14 protein-coding genes are annotated in these 18767 nt (G+C 41.2%); all 14 read left to right on the top strand.

Features of this window, described 5'->3' with window-relative positions; translation table 11 throughout:
• Window positions 1-326 precede the first annotated feature (326 nt).
• Window positions 327-2003 carry a urocanate hydratase gene (gene hutU / locus AC1DVB_RS19085; RefSeq protein ID WP_057275974.1) on the top strand — a complete coding sequence of 559 codons (1677 nt, stop codon included), beginning with the start codon at window positions 327-329 and terminating at the stop codon, window positions 2001-2003.
• Entirely contained in the window at window positions 2000-3298 is a 1299-nt protein-coding gene (gene hutI, locus AC1DVB_RS19080; protein WP_095678304.1) for an imidazolonepropionase, read from the top strand. Before hutU ends, hutI begins: the two co-directional genes overlap by 4 nt.
• A gap of 457 nt (window positions 3299-3755) precedes the next feature.
• Window positions 3756-5078, top strand: coding sequence for an MFS transporter (locus AC1DVB_RS19075; protein ID WP_057275972.1), 1323 nt, complete (start codon window positions 3756-3758; stop codon window positions 5076-5078).
• Between the two features lie 439 nt (window positions 5079-5517).
• Window positions 5518-5670, top strand: a complete 153-nt coding sequence (locus AC1DVB_RS19070) for a hypothetical protein (protein ID WP_170946864.1) — start codon at window positions 5518-5520, stop codon at window positions 5668-5670.
• Window positions 5671-5883: 213 nt separating this feature from the next.
• Window positions 5884-7269, top strand: a complete 1386-nt coding sequence (locus AC1DVB_RS19065) for an MFS transporter (RefSeq protein ID WP_230137563.1) — start codon at window positions 5884-5886, stop codon at window positions 7267-7269.
• An 81-nt stretch (window positions 7270-7350) separates the two neighbouring features.
• Window positions 7351-8910 (top strand): histidine ammonia-lyase, encoded by a 1560-nt coding sequence (gene hutH / locus AC1DVB_RS19060; protein WP_477590482.1) that lies wholly within the window; start codon window positions 7351-7353, stop codon window positions 8908-8910.
• A gap of 94 nt (window positions 8911-9004) precedes the next feature.
• Entirely contained in the window at window positions 9005-10129 is a 1125-nt protein-coding gene (gene solA, locus AC1DVB_RS19055; RefSeq protein ID WP_454861194.1) for an N-methyl-L-tryptophan oxidase, read from the top strand.
• Between the two features lie 261 nt (window positions 10130-10390).
• Complete coding sequence (gene pxpA / locus AC1DVB_RS19050) at window positions 10391-11149, top strand: 5-oxoprolinase subunit PxpA (protein WP_477590479.1); 759 nt, start codon at window positions 10391-10393, stop codon at window positions 11147-11149.
• A gap of 121 nt (window positions 11150-11270) precedes the next feature.
• Window positions 11271-12410 carry an NRAMP family divalent metal transporter gene (locus AC1DVB_RS19045; protein WP_156404307.1) on the top strand — a complete coding sequence of 380 codons (1140 nt, stop codon included), beginning with the start codon at window positions 11271-11273 and terminating at the stop codon, window positions 12408-12410.
• Between the two features lie 90 nt (window positions 12411-12500).
• On the top strand, window positions 12501-13292 hold the full coding sequence (locus AC1DVB_RS19040; RefSeq protein WP_057275966.1) for a putative hydro-lyase: 792 nt from the start codon (window positions 12501-12503) through the stop codon (window positions 13290-13292).
• A 22-nt stretch (window positions 13293-13314) separates the two neighbouring features.
• Window positions 13315-14073, top strand: a complete 759-nt coding sequence (gene pxpB, locus AC1DVB_RS19035; protein ID WP_477590477.1) for a 5-oxoprolinase subunit PxpB — start codon at window positions 13315-13317, stop codon at window positions 14071-14073.
• Window positions 14070-15065: a 5-oxoprolinase subunit C family protein gene (locus AC1DVB_RS19030; RefSeq protein ID WP_057275964.1), complete on the top strand. Its 996-nt coding sequence runs from the start codon at window positions 14070-14072 to the stop codon at window positions 15063-15065. The genes pxpB and AC1DVB_RS19030 overlap by 4 nt, the downstream gene beginning before the upstream one ends.
• A gap of 987 nt (window positions 15066-16052) precedes the next feature.
• Window positions 16053-17135 carry a hypothetical protein gene (locus AC1DVB_RS19025; RefSeq protein WP_477590474.1) on the top strand — a complete coding sequence of 361 codons (1083 nt, stop codon included), beginning with the start codon at window positions 16053-16055 and terminating at the stop codon, window positions 17133-17135.
• Window positions 17122-18767, top strand: a 1646-nt coding sequence (locus AC1DVB_RS19020; RefSeq protein WP_477590472.1) for a molybdopterin oxidoreductase family protein, incomplete at its 3' end; no start/stop codon positions are given. The genes AC1DVB_RS19025 and AC1DVB_RS19020, both read left to right, overlap by 14 nt.

The following is an 18767-nucleotide window of genomic DNA, read 5'->3' as shown; positions in this document are numbered from 1 at the left end:
CGAGACTCCTGCGGGAAAAGCGAGTCCAGGGGAGACCCCGCAGGCGCAAAGGCGCCGAGGAGGCYCCCGGACCGCCCGCGGAAAGCGAGTGCCTGGAGAGGAAATCAAAGTTATAGTTTGTCTACAGTCTRAAAAAGGGCGATTCAATAAATGAATCGTCCTTTTTATTTATTTCATAACAATGTAATTATTGAAATTATTCATAAAATAATAAAGTTAACTACAAAAAAGTAAAATAAATTATAAAATAATCATTAAACTATAATTAATTATTCTGAATTTTTCTTATAGAATGAATATATAACAAAAACAAGGGGGAAATGAAAATGAACACGATTACAAATAAGGTTATCCGATATACTGGAACAGAATTGCATACTAAAGGATGGCAACAAGAAGCAGTGCTTAGAATGCTTATGAATAATTTGGATCCTGAAGTTGCTGAACGTCCAGAAGATTTGGTGGTATACGGAGGGATTGGGAAAGCAGCTCGTAACTGGGAATGCTTTGATGCAATCGTAAAATCACTAAAAGAGCTTGAAGAAGATGAAACTTTACTTGTCCAATCAGGGAAACCGGTGGCCATTTTTAAAACGCATACGGATGCACCACGTGTCCTGCTTGCAAATTCAAATATCGTCCCTGCATACGCGAACTGGGAAACATTCCATGAACTTGATAAAAAGGGATTGATGATGTATGGGCAGATGACAGCAGGCAGCTGGATATATATCGGATCTCAAGGGATCGTACAAGGTACATACGAGACCTTTGCCGAGCTTGCAAAACAACATTTTAATAACTCGTTAAAAGGCACCATCACTCTAACGGCAGGTTTAGGCGGAATGGGAGGGGCACAGCCGCTGGCAGTTACGATGAACGGTGGAGTCTGTATCGGGATCGATGTAGATGAGACAAGAATTGACAGGAGGATTGAGACTCGTTATACCGATGTGAAAACGGATTCATTGGATGAAGCCATTCGTTTAGCGAATGAAGCTAAACATGCAGGGAAAGCATTATCGATTGGTTTGATTGGGAATGCTTCAGATATTCTTCCGGAAATGATCGCAAGGAACTTCATTCCTGATGTCTTGACGGATCAAACTTCGGCCCATGATCCGCTAAATGGATATACTCCTTCAGGTCTGTCAATGGTGGAGGCTGCAGAATTACGGAATGCAAATCCAGAACAGTATATTAAACTCTCTAAAGCTTCAATGGCCAAACATGTAAGGGCGATGCTTGAAATGATGGAAAAAGGAGCTGTGACGTTTGATTATGGCAACAATATCCGTCAAGTTGCGAAAGATGAAGGGGTAGAGAATGCTTTTGACTTCCCGGGCTTCGTTCCAGCTTATATCCGTCCACAATTCTGTGAAGGTAAAGGTCCATTCCGTTGGGTCGCTTTATCTGGAGATCCAGAAGATATTTATAAAACAGACCAAGCCATTTTACGTGAATTCGCTGATAATGAACATCTATGTAACTGGATTAGAATGGCTCAAGATAAAATCCAGTTCCAAGGTCTTCCTTCCCGAATTTGCTGGCTTGGTTATGGGGAGCGCGCCCGTTTTGGTAAAATCCTCAATGATATGGTTGCAAGCGGTGAATTGAAGGCCCCGATCGTGATTGGGCGTGACCATTTGGATTCTGGCTCTGTCGCTTCGCCGAATCGTGAAACGGAAGCCATGAAGGATGGTTCCGATGTAGTGGCTGACTGGCCGATCTTAAATGCAATGGTGAATGCTGTGGGCGGTGCAACCTGGGTTTCCGTACATCATGGTGGCGGCGTAGGAATGGGTTACTCCATGCATGCAGGCGTTGTAATTGTGGCAGATGGCACAAAAGAAGCAGCAGCCAGGATTGAGCGAGTGTTGACAACGGACCCTGGGATGGGTGTAGTACGCCATGTTGATGCAGGATATGAACTTGCAGAGGAAACAGCCCGTGAAAGAGGTATTAATATCCCGATGCTTGATAAAGGAATTGATAAAAAATGACAAAGCCAATTTGGATAAAACATGCCGCTCAACTTGCTACCCTTACCTCTGAAAGGAAAGGTCCGCGTTCCAAAGAGGCAATGTCGGAGCTTGGTTTGATAGCGGATGGAAGTATATGGATGGAATCAGGGTTGATCCAAGCTGTCGGGACAACCAAGGAATTGGAAAAACTCTATGCTGATAGAATGCATGAAGCTGAAGTCTTTGATGCAACTGGCCATTTGGTGACACCTGGGTTAGTTGATCCACATACGCATGTTGTATATGGCGGGAGTCGGGAACGTGAATTTGAAATGCGACTTGAAGGCGCAACATATATGGACATTATGAACGCAGGTGGGGGCATTCATGCTACCACCCGCATGACAAGGGAAGCAAGTGAAGAAGAATTGATGGAGCAAACCACGCGACGACTTGATTCGTTTCTCGCTCATGGCGTGACTACAGTAGAAGGTAAAAGCGGCTATGGAATGAATTTGGAAACCGAATTAAAGCAGTTGCGGGTGATGAAGAAGCTACAGGAAGAGCATCCGATTGATCTGGTTCCTACTTTTATGGGTGCCCATGCGGTTCCAAAGGATTATAAAGGCCGCGAGGATGAATTTGTCGATCATCTGATTAATGATATGCTTCCAATCGTCTCTGAAGAAAAGCTTGCAGAATTCAATGATGTCTTTTGTGAAAAGGGGGTTTTTACCCCTGAACAATCAGAGCGGATTTTAAAGGCGGGGAAAAAGTACGGCTTGATCCCTAAAATTCATGCTGATGAAATTGAGCCATACGGTGGAGCTGAATTAGCTGCGAAGATAGGAGCCATTTCAGCTGAGCATTTGTTAAAGGCTTCCGATGAGGGGATTACTGCTATGGCGAAGTCAGGCACGATTGCTTGCTTGCTTCCAGCCACTGCCTTGTATTTACGGGAAGAAGCGGCCCCTGGACGACGAATGGTTGATGAAGGAGTGGCTGTTGCCATTTCGACCGATTGCAATCCCGGATCTTCACCGACGACATCCATGCCGCTTGTCATGAATCTGGCATGCATTTCGATGCGGCTTACCCCAGCAGAAGCTCTTACGGCGGCGACATACAATGCTGCTTGTGCAATCAACAGGCAAGAAAGGGTCGGATCCCTTGAAGTCGGAAAACAAGCGGATGTCGTTTTATGGAATGTTGAAAACTATCAGGAGTTGCAATATTTATTTGGGGTCAATCACGTTAAGTCTGTATGGAAAAATGGAGTGCAAGTAGTGAATGATAAAGTGAAGACTGATACCAAAAGCCTGACTGGTCTATAAAATTCACTAATAGAAGAGAGTCTATACCCATCGAACCATAATTAGGTTGACCGGATCTCTCATGAAACGCCAATTTAATGAACTTTAATCTATGTATCAGGAGCCTCTTTATATCCGCTGGAATTTTTGCGGATGTAAAAAGGCTTTGATACGTATAACATGATCTAACAGTATTCCGAATTGCCAAAGCAAGAGATGTATCTGATATTTCAGTTGCACGGGTATACATGCTTCTATCCATGGTGGAATGCCTAATAATGTGTTTTTTTATATTTTACTAGAACTTGGCCAGTATCCGATTGTCATGTTTTTTTGTCTTGATCTGAGCTTCTCTATAGGGGGCGAAACAGTCAAGACCAGGATATTCATGGCTTTAAATTTATTACAGGCTGCATAATGCTGATGTTTAAAATCAGTCAGTATTGCTGCTCTCTACCAAACATCAAGGAGTGATTACATGTTGAGAAATAACTATCGTTATTTTATCATTTTTATGATTATTGTTATTACAATCATAAATTATATTGATAGAGGTGCACTTTCATATGCCCAAGCTGAAATAATCAAGGAGTTCAATTTAGATCCAGTAAGTTGGGGAGCCATACTGGGGTATTTTGGATATGGTTATATATTCGGTGCACTATTTGGTGGTGCTTTAGCAGATAAGAAAGGTCCTAAATTCATGTGGATCATTGCCGGAACTACGTGGTCTTTTTTTGAAATTGGGACAATCTTCGCAGGTCACATAGGTGCAGCATTATTTGGAGGCTCTGCCTTGGCAGGATTTGCGGTGTTTCGTGTTTTATTTGGTTTAGCTGAAGGACCTACCTTATCAACGATGAACCGAACGATGGCAAACTGGGTATCTCCTAAAGAAAAAGGGTTTGCTGTAGCACTTGGATTAGTTGGAACGCCAATTGGAGCATTAATTACTGCACCCATCGTAGTAGGTCTTCTAACATTCACTAACTGGAAAGTAACATTTGTTATTCTCGGTATATTAGGCTTTATTTGGGTAGCAATCTGGAACAAAGTATTTACAAACTTACCTGAAGATCATCCAAGAGTCTCGAAAACCGAACTCGAAGAAATTCGAAGAGCAGATATTTTAATAAAAGGTGAGACGAAATTAGACGAACAAATAAATGTACCATGGTACCATTTTTTTAAGAACCCTACGTTAGTATTTAATGCAATTGGATATTTTGCCTTTTTATATGTAAATATTTTATTACTTACATGGACCCCAAAATATCTGCAAGATGAATTTAATTATTCACTTTCTTCTCTTTCATATATTGGTATGATTCCCTGGGTAGGAGCTATTATCACTGGATTATTAGGTGGTAAAATCTCGGATATATTACGCAGGAAAACAGGGAATTTACGTATTGCCAGATCTTGGTTCACAGTAGTCTCCTTATTTTGTACTGCTGTATGTTTTATGTTGATTCCGACTGTCGAGAGTGCGGCGGCCGTACTTGCTTTAATGTGTATAGGAAATGCCTTTAATTATTTACCTAATTCCATTTATTGGATCGTGGTTCTGGATACAGAACCGAATAAAGCTGGTACATTTGGCGGGGTAACTCATTTCATTGCCAATCTGGCTACCATTATTGCCCCTACCTTAACAGGAAGTCTTGTCGCCATATATGGATATAATGCCATGTTTATTGCAGCATCAATAGCCGTCACGATTGGCATGATAGCCATGGTTTTCGTGAAGCCTGGCAAACAAGGTAACTCATCGGAAACCACCAATAATATGGTTAGCTAAGATAAGGCATAAATGGATGTATATTGATTACGGATTATGTATTTCACTTTCAGAAGAAGTTTACAAGAGGAGCATCCGATTGATCTAGTTCCTACTTTTATGAGACCATGCGGTTCCAAAGGATAATAATGGCCGTGAGCATGAATTTGTCGAGTAAAAACCCTCTTTAACGCCATTTTTGAAGAGTGATTCTAAAAACTGGCCTTTAAGAATCACTAAAAAAGATCAGGCCTTGATCTTCAGTCAATATCTCCCCATTTCAGCAGATGAATTGGGCTTTTAGAAGTATTTATCCATATGTAATGGTGTTGAATAGTAGGATGGTGGTTTATCATCCTACCCATTGGCAGCATTAAACACTTTACCACTTTACAGTGAGATTAAATGAAAGTGTTTTAAGGAATACGTGGAAATGAATCTTCCATGTAGAGGGAGTTTTATGTGGATAATCACTATCCATTCGAAAAATGGCATAAAAATGTTTGAGTTTAGCACAGAAAAGGAAGCAAGGGATAAATTTGAGGTAATGGAAGGCTGTAAAATCCTTAGTGAAGTCATTTATTTCAATGATAAACAATTGATTGAATCTTAAACTATATTTTCATATATTAGATAGAAATTGAAAGGTAGAATGATTTGATATAGTTTATAAAAAGAGTATATTTTTATAATATTCTTTGCTCAATTTTTTTATAGTATTAAGCTTAATCGTTCCATTCAATTTCTTCGCCACTCACGGCGTGCTACAGTTCCAGTGTTTTTTTGAATCAATATATCTGATAAATCAAAAAATGGAGGGGATTCTTTGAACGAACAAAAATTCACGATTGACGATGCCCCATTTAATAGGTTTCATTTTCGAATTGCAGGACTCACATTCGGTTCCAGCTTTTGTGATGGGTATTCTCTGGGGATCATTGCGATGGCCCTGACAGTATTCGGGCCTCAGATGAATATGAATTCATTGTGGACAGGGCTGATCGGCAGCTCTGCTTTAATCGGTCTGTTTGCGGGATCTTTAATACTTGGAAGACTTTCTGACCGTGTAGGCAGACAGAAAATCTTTCTCGTAAACTTTTTACTCATCACGATAGCTACCATTTTACAATTTTTTGTTAGCAGCCCAGAAGAGCTTTTTATTTTACGGTTGCTGATTGGTTTTGGACTTGGAGGGGATTACGCTGTAGGTACGACTTTGCTTGCCGAGTTTTCTCCAAAAAAGTATCGCTCCTCGCTCCTCGCGTCTATAAACGTAGTGTGGACGCTTGGATATGTTGCATCAAACTTTGTTGGTCATTACTTGGGCCAGGTTGGTTCAGACTCATGGCGTTGGATGCTTGTCAGCGCAGCCATTCCGGCAATTGTGGTTTTAATCTTAAGAATAGGAACGCCTGAATCACCAAGGTGGCTTGTCAGCATGGGACGTGTCGAAGAAGCTCGCCAAATTGTAAAAAAACACCTTGGAGCGAACGTTGAAATGGGAGAAACGGAGACCGGCACAGAAAATCAAAAGACTCTGGGGTTTCGTGGGCTTTTCAGTAAAAGGCTTCGTAAGCGGTTGGCTTTTGGTGGAATATTCAAATTGACTCTCGTTATTCCATACTTTGCCATTTATACTTTCCTGCCTTCCATCCTTAGTACAATGGGGTTTGAACAGAACTTTTTTGCCGATACCATGTTAAATCTATTCTTGCTTGTTGGGGCAATTATTGGTCTTTGGCTGCTAGCAAAATTTTCTCGCAGAGGATTTACCATCGGGGCTTTCACGATCCTTACTGTTTCATTGTTTTCACTCAGCTTCTTACACAATGGTTCTCAATTCTTAATGTTGGTAGCCTTCTTGATCTTTACTTTTTTCATGTCAGCAGCATCGAACCTAACACTAGTATACCCAGCAGAGCTTTTTCCAACTGAAATCCGTGGCTCGGGAATAGGTATGGTTACGGCAATTAGTCGGATTGGTTCTGCGATTGGAACATTTCTGCTGCCTGTTTCTTTAAGTTCATTCGGATTAAGTGCCTCAATGGCAGGAATGGCAGCCATTCTGCTGGTGGGCTTGATCGTATCGATAGCCTGGGCACCTGAAACGAAGAATCTTTCATTACATGAAGCAAGTGACCCATTGCTAGAAACGGAGAATTCTCCGAAAGGAACCGAAATTCCCTTTACAAAAAATGAAAAAATAACATAAGATAACTTCCAGTAAATAAATGAGAAGGACCAAAACTTTTTTCTCCTTCTTGATAAGTCATAGGAGAGGAGATGTATAAGGATGACAACTGCCGATTGTTTACAACCGAAGGATATTAAAGAGGTTGTATTAGGTGATGGTGAAATCTCAATCGAAGAGGTAATTGCGGTTKCAAGATATGGGGCGATGGTTTCCTTTACACAAACATATTGTGATAGGGTGAATAAATCACGTAGCTTAATAGACAAGTTTTTAGATGAAAATCGATTGATTTATGGTGTAACTACGGGTTTTGGCAGTAATATGACCGAGGTGATTTCTCCAAAGGACGCAGAAACCCTTCAACGGAATATTGTTCGTTCACATGCCGTTTCTGTTGGGGAAACTCTTGAAAAAGAAGTCGTAAGGGCCATTCAGTTGATGATATTAGTGAATTTAGGCCAAGGGTATTCAGGAGTCCGTTTACAGGTATTAAATCTAATTGCTTCACTATTAAATCACGATATCATTCCGTTTGTTCCAGGTGATGGGTCAGTGGGGTATCTTTCCCCAGAAGCTCACATGGCCTTAGTGGTGATGGGTGAAGGGAAGGCATGGTATGAAGATGAGCTCATACCTGGCATGGAAGCTTTAAGGAAAGCGGGCATAGCACCTGTTACGTTAGGTGCTAAAGAAGGATTGGCACTTACAAGCGGGACTACTTCCGTCACCGCGATGGCTGTCCTGGCTTTATACAATAGCATGCAGGCGGCGAAAACCGCTGACATTACGGGAGCCATGTCCTTAGAAGTGCTGAAGGGTACTATAAAAGCATTTGATCCTCGTCCCCACTCATTGAAAAAACATGAGGAACAGGCTAAGACAGCCAGAAATGTATCAAGGATTCTTGAAGGCAGCCAAATCATTGATACATACAAGGAACATAGATTACAAGATGCACTTAGCTTACGATGCATTCCACAAGTCCATGGAGCCATAAAAAGAGTATTGAAAGACGCTGCTGTATCAATCGAGAATGAAATGAACTCTGTAAGTGACAATCCTCTGATTTTTCCTGAAGAGGAAGATGGAATTGGCCTGATGGCTGGGAATTTTGATGGTTCATTTGTTGGGATTTATGCGGATGCGATATCCATAGCGTTAGCAAACTTAGCAAAAATAACAGAACGCAGAATAGATCGCCTTGTAAACCATCACCTTAGTGAATTACCTAATTTCTTAGTGGTTAATCCAGGTTTAAATAGCGGCTACATGATTCCGCAATATACAGCTGCCGGGCTATTAAATGAAATCAGGGTGCTCTCGCATCCAGCGACAATAGATAATATCCCTACATGTGCAAATCAAGAAGACGTGATAAGTTTTGCCTATTTTGCTTCGAGGAAAGCATATCGGATTTCGAAGAAACTTGAATATATTTTAGCCATTGAACTGATGACGGCAACGCAAGCGATGGATTTTCATCTACCTTTGAAACCGTCACCGGTTACGGAGGAGGTATATCATTTAGTTCGGAGCGAAGTCCCGATGGTTGAAGAAGATCGCTTTTTTCATCCTGACATTGAAGCGATTTATAGGCAAATTCATGAAGGGGAAATAGTGAAGCTCGTTGAAAGGGCGATCGGGGAAATAGAGTTCTAAAACCATGTGGAAGCTGTTTTACTTTATTTTATAAGGTAAAATGGCTTCCTTTTTTTAAAATGAAGGACCATATTTAAAGGAGGAGGGATGAAAGATGCATTATGATGTAATTGTAATTGGAGCTGGATCCATGGGAATGTCTTCAGGTTATTATCTATCAAAAAAAGGACAAAAAGTATTATTATTGGATTCCTTTGCTCCTCCTCATAATAAGGGGAGCCATCACGGGGAAACAAGAATTATTAGGCATGCTTATGGTGAAGGCAGGGAGTATATTTCTTTGGCACTTAAATCACAAAAGCTTTGGGGTGAATTGGAAAGAATTTCGGGTCAACCATTATTTCTTCCAACGGGGGTCCTGAATGCTGGAAGCCAAAATTCCACTTTCATTAAACAAGTGAAAGCAGGATCAAAGGAATATGGTTTACCTATGAAAATATTGGATTACCATGAAATTCATGATAGGTGGCCAGGAATAACACTGCCGGAAGACTACATTGGGTGCTATGAATCGACTTCGGGTGTGTTGAAAAGTGAAGAGTGCTTAAGGGCGTATCAACAACTTGCGAAATCCCATGGTGCCGACATCATTGTAAACAGTGAAGTAAGGAAGATAGTTGCTCATGGTAACGGGGTCACGGTTATAACGGATGAACAGACATTCCACTCGGAGTCTTTAGTGGTTACAGTTGGGGCGTGGGCACCGAAAATATTGGCGATGTTAGATTTGAATCTCCCGCTGGAACCCATCAGAAAAACATTTGCCTGGTTTCATGCAAATGAAAAATTATATAATCATAATGATTTTCCGGCTTTTACTTTTGATACTTCAGTTGGTACATACTATGGCTTTCCTAGTATAAATGGTTCTGGGCTGAAAATAGGGAGACATGATGGAGGACAGCGGATCAACCCTGATGGCTGTATCGAGGGTTTTGGTGAATTGGATGAGGATGAAGGAGATTTGATGAGGTTTTTAGGGCAATTTATGCCTGCTGATCAAAAAATGAAATATGGGAAAACTTGCATCTACACCATGACCCCTGATGAGCATTTTATAGTGGATAAACATCCTTATTATCCACATATTGCTATAGCGGCAGGTTTCTCTGGACACGGTTTTAAGTTCAGCAGTGTCATGGGAGAAATTTTGAGTGACTTGATTATCTCCGGTACGACCAAGGAAGATATTTCATTGTTTTCGATTAACCGATTTTGAATTAAGAGACTCCAAACTTAAAAGCTGTAATCATGGCCGTTGCTTCCTTTCAAAGGGAACAACGGCTTTTTTTTATCAAACTGTAATGTTAGGTTTTCTAACAAAACATTGTCGAAATAATTAAAATATGCTAGAATGAGAATATTCCGAAATATGAAACTGGAGTTCCGAATTTCGGAACGTGTGTATTATGTTGATTGAAAGAGTACTTACATATTTTTATGGTTTACTAAAATTTCCGTTATTAAAGGAGAGGGTAGTATGAACAAGGTTGATTTGAATTGTGATTTAGGAGAAAGTTTTGGCGCTTACCGGATGGGTAATGATCAAGAGATTTTAGATTATGTAACATCTGTCAATGTAGCTTGTGGATTCCACGCTGGTGATCCGACAGTCATGAGAAAAACGGTTCAGCTTGCTTTAGGAAAAGATGTCAAAATCGGAGCCCACCCAGGTTTACAGGATTTAATAGGATTTGGCAGACGCAATATGAATATCTCACCACAGGAAGCTTATGATATTGTCGTCTATCAAATTGGAGCATTAAATGGCTTCMTGCAATCCGAAGGCGGAAGTATGCAGCATGTGAAACCGCATGGGGCTTTGTACAATATGGCCGCAAAGAACAAGGAGTTATCCATGGCCATTGCCGAAGCGGTATATAAAGTGAATCCCGAGCTTATCTTATTTGGTTTGTCGGGCAGTGAATTAATACGGGCCGGGCAGACTATCGGATTGCAAACAGGGAGTGAAGTATTTGCCGATCGCACCTACCAACATGATGGTTCATTGACTTCCCGATTGGAAAAGGACGCACTGATTGAAAACGATGATGTTGCGGTTGCCCAAGTCATTCGCATGGTGAAGGAAGGGAAGGTACTGTCCCAGCAAGGCTCAGATGTGGCTTTGAAAGCAGATACCATTTGTATTCACGGGGACGGGGCACATGCTTTATCCTTTGTACGGCATGTTAGGGAATCTTTGCAATTATCTGAAATAACAGTCAAGTCCTTTTCTTGAAAAAAACTAAACAATCAGGAGGCAGATTCCATTGGAGCCAATCAAAAATACAACAGCACAGAAAAAGAGTTTGACTAAGCCAAAAACGAACCGCACTTTATTGTTAGGTGCAGCATTCCTAATGGCAACATCGGCAATAGGACCAGGTTTTTTAATGCAAACGACCGTTTATACCCAAAGCCTTGCGGCAAGTTTCGGTTTCGTTATCCTTATTTCGGTCATTCTTGATATATTTGCCCAAACCAATGTATGGCGGATTATTGCTGTTTCCGAAAAACGGGGTCAAGAGATTGCAAACATGGTCCTTCCTGGGCTGGGTTATGTACTGGCAGCACTGATCGTCATGGGCGGGCTGGCATTTAATATTGGAAATATCGCAGGAGCCGGATTAGGTTTGAATGCGATGACGGGAATATCCCCAACTACGGGGGCGGCAATAAGCGCAGTCATCGCCGTACTGATTTTTGTAGTGAAAGAAGCAGGAAAAGCGATGGACCGTTTTACGCAAATCGCTGGATTTTTCATGATTTGTTTGATGATTTACGTTGCTTGGACAACCTCTCCTCCTGTAGGGGAAGCGGTAGTGAAGACCTTTGCCCCTGATAAAATCGATATTATCGCCATCGTTACATTAGTGGGCGGATCTGTAGGCGGCTATATTACTTTTGCGGGGGGCCATCGTCTATTGGATGCAGGAGTGAAGGGCGTTGACTCGTTACCTCAGGTCACGAAGAGCTCGGTAATGGGGATATTGATCACGACAGTCATGCGCGTTGCCTTATTTCTGGCAGTACTTGGTGTTGTATCGAAAGGATTACAAATTAATCCGGATAACCCTGCAGCATCCGTTTTTCAACTTGCTGCCGGTAATATAGGATATAAAATCTTTGGTGTCGTCATGTGGGCAGCAGCTATCACGTCTGTTGTTGGAGCTGCATATACCTCGGTTTCATTTATCAGAACTTTCAGCGAAAAAATAAATAATAAGGCAAACTGGATAATCATTGGCTTTATAGCGGTATCGACCATTTGCTTTCTATTGATTGGCCAACCGGTTAAAGTATTGCTTATAGTTGGGGCCATTAATGGACTCATCTTACCAATTGCTCTTGGAACATTGTTAATTGCCGCATATAAGAAAAATATCGTGGGTGATTATAAGCATCCTTTATGGTTAACGATTTCCGGTGTATTCGTGGTTGTCATCATGGCGTTGATGGGCGTATATACATTAATGAAACAACTGCCAGCACTTTTTTAATGATCAATGAAAGAAAATCCAATAAATATAGGTGGAAATGGCGTGCCGGTTTGTCACTTTCTTCCACTTCGTAATAGGAGATGAATACTAATGATCGACCTTTCTCAAGCTACCCCGGCTGAGTTGCGTTCAATGATTCGAAACAACGAATTGATAAAGCCGACCGCTGGCATGGCTAACGGTTATGCACAAGCGAACTTAGCCATCTTAAAAAAAGAGCATGCTTTTGATTTCTTATTATTCTGTCAGCGTAACCCTAAATCCTGTCCATTGCTGGATGTGACGGAAATTGGTTCACCCATTCCCGCATTTGCAGCGAGGTCTGGGGATATCCGCACCGATATTCCGAAATATAGGGTATATAAATATGGAGAATTAGTTGAAGAAGTAACGGATATCTCAAACTACTGGGAAGAGGATATGGTTGGATTTTTAATTGGGTGCAGCTTTACATTCGAACACGCCCTTTTAAATAATGATATATCGATTCGTCATATTGAAGAGGGTTGCAATGTACCAATGTATAAAACCAATATCCCTTGTATTGAAGCAGGGATTTTTCATGGGAAAATGGTAGCTAGCATGAGGCCGATTCCACAAAAGGATGTGGTGAGGGCAGCTCAAGTGACATCGCGGTTTCCAGCCGTTCATGGCGCTCCAATCCATATTGGCGACCCTGAAGTGATCGGTGTTTCCAGCATTCAGCATCCGGATTTTGGTGATCCAGTAACGATTCGTGAAGGGGAAGTCCCGGTATTTTGGGCATGTGGTGTAACACCTCAATCCATTGCTATGGAAACTAAACCGGAGATCATGATCACGCATGCACCTGGATATATGTTCATAACGGACATTCGTGATGAAAAATTAGGAGTTTTATAACTAACAGAAAGAGATGATTCCTATGCCGGAAAAGCTTTTGAAAAAAACTGCATGTACACTTTCTCCATTAGGCGATTCCGCAATCGTGATAACATTCGGGAATGGAATGGAATACAGCGTTCACAAAAAAATAAAATTGTTAAAGGATTTGCTGGAAGATGAACCTTTTGCAGGGTTTATAGAATGTGTACCGGCTTATACCAATTTGACGGTTTTTTATGATCCACTGGTTATTTATAAGGAACAAAATAAAAGCAATGGTAATGAAACCATATCTCCCTTTGAAGTGGTCCGTTCCATCTTGGAAATGAAATTACAGGATTTAAAAGAAGATAAGAAACTGATACATCGAACGGTTACCATTCCCGTTTGCTATGGGTATGAATATGGACCCGATTTGGAATATGTTGCACGCTATAATGAATTGACTACTGATGAAGTCATTCATATTCATTCAACCGGTGAATATTTGGCTTATATGATCGGGTTCGCACCGGGTTTCCCGTTTCTTGGCGGACTTTCAGAGAACATCGCGACACCTAGGCGTTCCTCTCCCCGAATGACCATTCCGGCAGGGGCAGTAGGTATTGCCGGTATGCAAACGGGAGTATATCCCATATCAACGCCTGGTGGATGGCAATTGATCGGACAAACGCCAACCAAACTATTTTTACCGAATGTAAATCCTCCAAGTCTATTACAAGCAGGGGACATTGTGAAGTTCCATCCGATTACGGATCAAGAATATAAAGAAATGRTTCTTAAGGAGGGGATACAGTGAGCCTGCGCGTAATCAAACCGGGATTATTGACCAGTATACAGGATCTTGGAAGAAAAGGATTCAAGCAACATGGGGTGATTGTAAGCGGGGCGATGGATGCACATTCTTTACGAATTGCCAATATGTTGGTTGGCAATGAAGAAGGAGAAGCGGCCTTGGAAATTACATTAATGGGTCCGACCATTAAAGTAGAGAAAAATTGCCTGATTTCGATAACAGGTGGAAATTTATCACCTACACTTGATAATAAGGTGGTACCGATGTGGAAGCCCATTCTTGTGAAAAATGGATCGATTCTTCGATTTGAAGGGTGTAAATCAGGTTGCAGGGCGTACTTAACTGTAGCGGGAGGCTTTGCTATTCCTGAAATTATGGAGAGTAAAAGCACATATCTAAGGGCTGGGATTGGCGGCTATATGGGGAGGGCATTAAAGGCTGACGATGTCTTGCAGATTAATGAACCTTCGAAGAATCTTGATGATCGAACGTTTAAAGGTTCATTTTCCTTCCCAAAGTGGTTTGTCAATGAGAAGGAGTTCATGCCAGGAGGAAAACCTCACATCCGTTTCATCGATGGAAGCCAATATGAATATTTCACAGATTCAAGTAAAGATAGTTTTGTAGAGAGGCTATTTAAAGTTTCCAATCAATCCGACCGCATGGGGTATAGAATATCGGGCCCTGCACTGAAATTAAAGGATAATGGGGAGTTATTATCTGAAGCGGTTACAAATGGGTCCGTTCAGGTTCCTCCAGATGGAAATCCGATCATCCTCCTTTCAGATAGCCAAACAACGGGCGGATATCCTAAGATAGCTCAGGTGATTACGGCGGATTTACCAATTATCGCTCAGGTTAAACCAGGGGAATCGATTCAGTTCTCACGGGTGAATTTAAAGGAGGCTGAACGGCTGTTCCTTCAAAAAGAACGGCAATTGAAGGAATTGAAAGTTTCAATTTCATTGGCCTTGAAAAAATGGCTGGATATATAATGCTTCTACAATTAACGCAAAAGATGAGAAAGTACTCTTAAAGGGTGCTTTCTTCAGACTGTAGGCAAACTCGAAAAAATCGAGTTTGTCTACATTTTTTTATAGCTTGTACAATTTAACGTTGATTGGAACGTAAGGCTCGCTTTCCGCGGGCGGTCCGGGAGCCTTCTCGGCTTTCGCCTGCGGGGTCTTCCCTGGACACGCTTTTCCCGCTGGAGTCTCGAACACCCGCTCCAATCAATTTTGTTTTACCTTTTAGATAGAACACTTTTGCCTAGAGTCATTTTTGTTTTAAAATAGGTCTATTAAAACTTGAGGTGAAGAGGATGTTTTCTAAACATGATTCTATTCAGCGAGATCAACTTGAAATGATTACTTTAGATCAACTGGTGCCACCGAACCATATTGGTTGGTAAAATTGAGGCTTCCTTGACTTCACTTTCATTTATGACTTGGTGAAAGATATGTATTCAGAGKTAGGACGCTTATTTTTCATTCATTATACCTTCGATATTCGTTCTATGTGTAAAACGATTGAAGAAGCTGAAACACATATGGATTACCGTTGACCTTATGTCTGCAAACTGGAGAAAGTACTCTTAAAGAGTGCTTTCTTTTTTGTTTCATAAAACAAAGTTCATGATAAAGAAGGTCCCTTTCTTCCACTATGTCCAATAATGTCTCCCAAAACCGGTTTGCAATTCGAAAGAGAGGAGAAGTTGACATGCATTTTTTCTCCAAAAAAATCTTGAAACCCAACATCCTCATACGTACTTATTTACATTATTACCCAATCCCAAATAAGAAGTTATGAAATTAGAGTGAAGGAAATATGGACTAATCACCATTCTGACGTCTGAATTTCTGTTTATTTTCAAAAGTTAAGGGGATTTTTCCAAAAGGATGGGGAAGTTCCCCGATATCGAACAATCAGACAAGATCTTACAATAAGGGTATGGTAATTGTTTGTAATGAGGAGGAATAATAATGCAGGCAAAAGTCGCCGTAAATCAAAAAACAGGAAAATCGATTGATGATGCTTTTGCATCACATTTTGCAWAGTCTATGTTTCTAGCAGTTTGCGGACTTGTATTCTTATCGTTTATAGGTACGAGAATGTTTACACACGTGGATTTAAACCTTTATGGCTATATGGTGGGGACGTTTATTTTTATTGGGGGTTTCTTTTACAGATTTATCGCTTGGGGGGAAAGGCCGCCAACAAAGGTTTTTATAAAAAAAGGAATCAAAATTCTCTTAAGAAGATCAACGCCCAAAATAACAGTTGAACATTTAGCAACATACAATTTCATCTGGAACAGGGGAATTTACCGATGGACTCAGCACGTTCTTATGGGATGGGGCTGCATTCTTTCCTGCTTCGTGACCTTTCCTCTAGTATTTGGATGGATGTACTTCACAATGGACGAGAACGGTTACTACAACATCATCGCAATGGGGATCCAAGTAATGACAGTGCCAGCTGATGGGCTCATTGCGAAGTTATCATATAACGCACTGAACATAACAGCAGTGATGGTCATTTCCGGAGTATGCATGGCTCTTTATCGCCGTTTGAAAAATATGCAGGCAAGGGCAGAGCAACAATTCATGTATGACTTCCTTCCATTATTTATGCTGTTATTGGTCAGCGTTACAGGATTGGCACTAACGTTCATGAACATTTTTATGCATGGTGCAGGACAGCCAGCCATGTCCCTGATTCACCAATGGTCAGTCATCATTACATTGATTTATCTTCCGTTTGGAAAACTTGCGCACATACCTTTCCGCCCAATGAGTGTATTTGCCAGAAACTACAGAGAACATTATGCGGAACAATCCATGAAAGGATGCAAAGTATGCGGTAATGAGTTTGTTTCAACAGAACAATCAAAAGATGTCATAGAGGTACTCGGCAGGAATGATATAGAATTCCAAGCGAAAGAAGGCCACCATCTCGCTRAAATGTGCCTTCCTTGTCGAAGAAAATACAGGATTGCCCAATTTTCCGGGTTCCCCATCTATGAAGTAAAAGTTAAGGAGGCAAACCAGGATGCAAAAGGATAAGTTTTTTAAAGCAGAAAATAATGTGGTACACCCGAATGAAACATTGGTCAAAACCCATTGTGCTTATTGTGGAATGCAGTGCGGAATGAATTTAAGGGTAAATGTAGCGACGAATAAAATCATTGGGGTTGAACCCCGTTATGACTGGCCTGTAACCGTAGGGAAAATGTGTCCAAAAGGGGTTACAGCTTACCAGCAGACGAATCATGATGATCGTATTTTAAAACCGCTTATTCGTGATGATGCTTCATTAAAGGGAACAAAGGAAGGTTTCCGTGAAGCAAGCTGGAATGAGGCGTATGATTTAATCGCAAATAAGTTCAGGGAACTTCAAGTTAAATATGGAAAAGATTCATTATCCGTTTTCAGCGGGGTATCAATGACAAATGAAAAATGCTATTTAACAGGGAAATTTGCACGTGTGGCTCTTGGAACTCGCTACATTGATTATAATGGCCGATTTTGCATGTCGAGTGCAGCCGGGGGATTCCTTCGTTCTTTTGGAGTTGATAGAGGTTCAACATTACCTTGGACTGATATTCATGAAACAGATTGCTTATTTATTGCAGGAAGCAACACAGCAGAATGCCATCCAACTTCTATGTTCCGTGTTTGGAACGTACAAGAAAGAGGAGGGTACATTATCGTGGCAGATCCCCGTGAAACCCCTATTGCGAGAAGAGCAGATGTTCATCTTGACTTGAAACCGGGAACGGATCTTGCCCTTGCTAATGGAATCTTAAATCTATTAATTCAAAACGGTTATGCAGACGAAGAATTCATTAATAATCATACGAACGGGTTTGAAGAAACAAAAGAACTTGTAAAAGAATTTACACCGGAATATACGAGTGAGCTTACAGGTGTGGCATCGAAAAAAATCATTCGTGCAGCAGAAATTTATGGGAAATCACCAAATGCCGTTGTCATGTTTGCACGTGGAATCGAACAGCAGCATAAGGGAGTTGACAATGTATCTGGATATACAAACTTGGCGCTTGTGACAGGTAAAATCGGACGGCCAAAGTCTGGTGTAGCGACATTCACCGGTCAAGGAAACGGGCAAGGGGGACGGGAGCATGGCCAGAAAGCCGATTTATTGCCAGGATACCGTAAAATTACAAACCCTGAACATGTAGCGGAAGTTTGTAAAGTATGGAAAATCACTCCTGAAGAAATGCCCCAGCCGGGTGTATCTGCATATGAAATGTTTGAGTTGATGGAACAAAAAACGATTCGCGGACTGTATCTGCTATGTTCTAATCCTGCAGTATCTGCTCCGAATCTGAATTTCGTCAGAACTTCGATGAAAAATCTTGATTTTATGGTGTGTTCGGATTTCTATCTTTCTGAATCAGCCGAGTTTGYGGATGTGATCCTGCCATCTGTAACGTGGTCAGAAGATGAAGGAACAGTTACTAACCTTGAAGGAAGAATTATTAAGATAAATAAGGCACAAGAACCAATCGGTGAATCTAAGCCCGACTGGCAAATACAAGTAGAACTTGCAGAACGTCTTGGAAAAGGAAAATACTTTTCCCATTTGAAAATGGCAAAAGATGTGGCAGATGAATTCAGACTGGCCAGTAAAGGTGGAAATGCCGATTATTACGGCGCCACATGGGATAAGAT

The organism is Peribacillus sp. P4_D6 (genome assembly GCF_056401795.1).
Note: the sequence above shows the minus strand (reverse complement) of the source record. Positions and strands in the feature narration are given on the sequence as shown.

Coding starts and splice junctions, on each gene's coding strand:
- hutU (WP_057275974.1), top strand. CDS start 327: ATGAACACGATTACAAATAAGGTTATCCGATATACTGGAACAGAATTG.
- hutI (WP_095678304.1), top strand. CDS start 2,000: ATGACAAAGCCAATTTGGATAAAACATGCCGCTCAACTTGCTACCCTT.
- AC1DVB_RS19075 (WP_057275972.1), top strand. CDS start 3,756: ATGTTGAGAAATAACTATCGTTATTTTATCATTTTTATGATTATTGTT.
- AC1DVB_RS19070 (WP_170946864.1), top strand. CDS start 5,518: ATGTGGATAATCACTATCCATTCGAAAAATGGCATAAAAATGTTTGAG.
- solA (WP_454861194.1), top strand. CDS start 9,005: ATGCATTATGATGTAATTGTAATTGGAGCTGGATCCATGGGAATGTCT.
- AC1DVB_RS19045 (WP_156404307.1), top strand. CDS start 11,271: ATGGCAACATCGGCAATAGGACCAGGTTTTTTAATGCAAACGACCGTT.
- AC1DVB_RS19040 (WP_057275966.1), top strand. CDS start 12,501: ATGATCGACCTTTCTCAAGCTACCCCGGCTGAGTTGCGTTCAATGATT.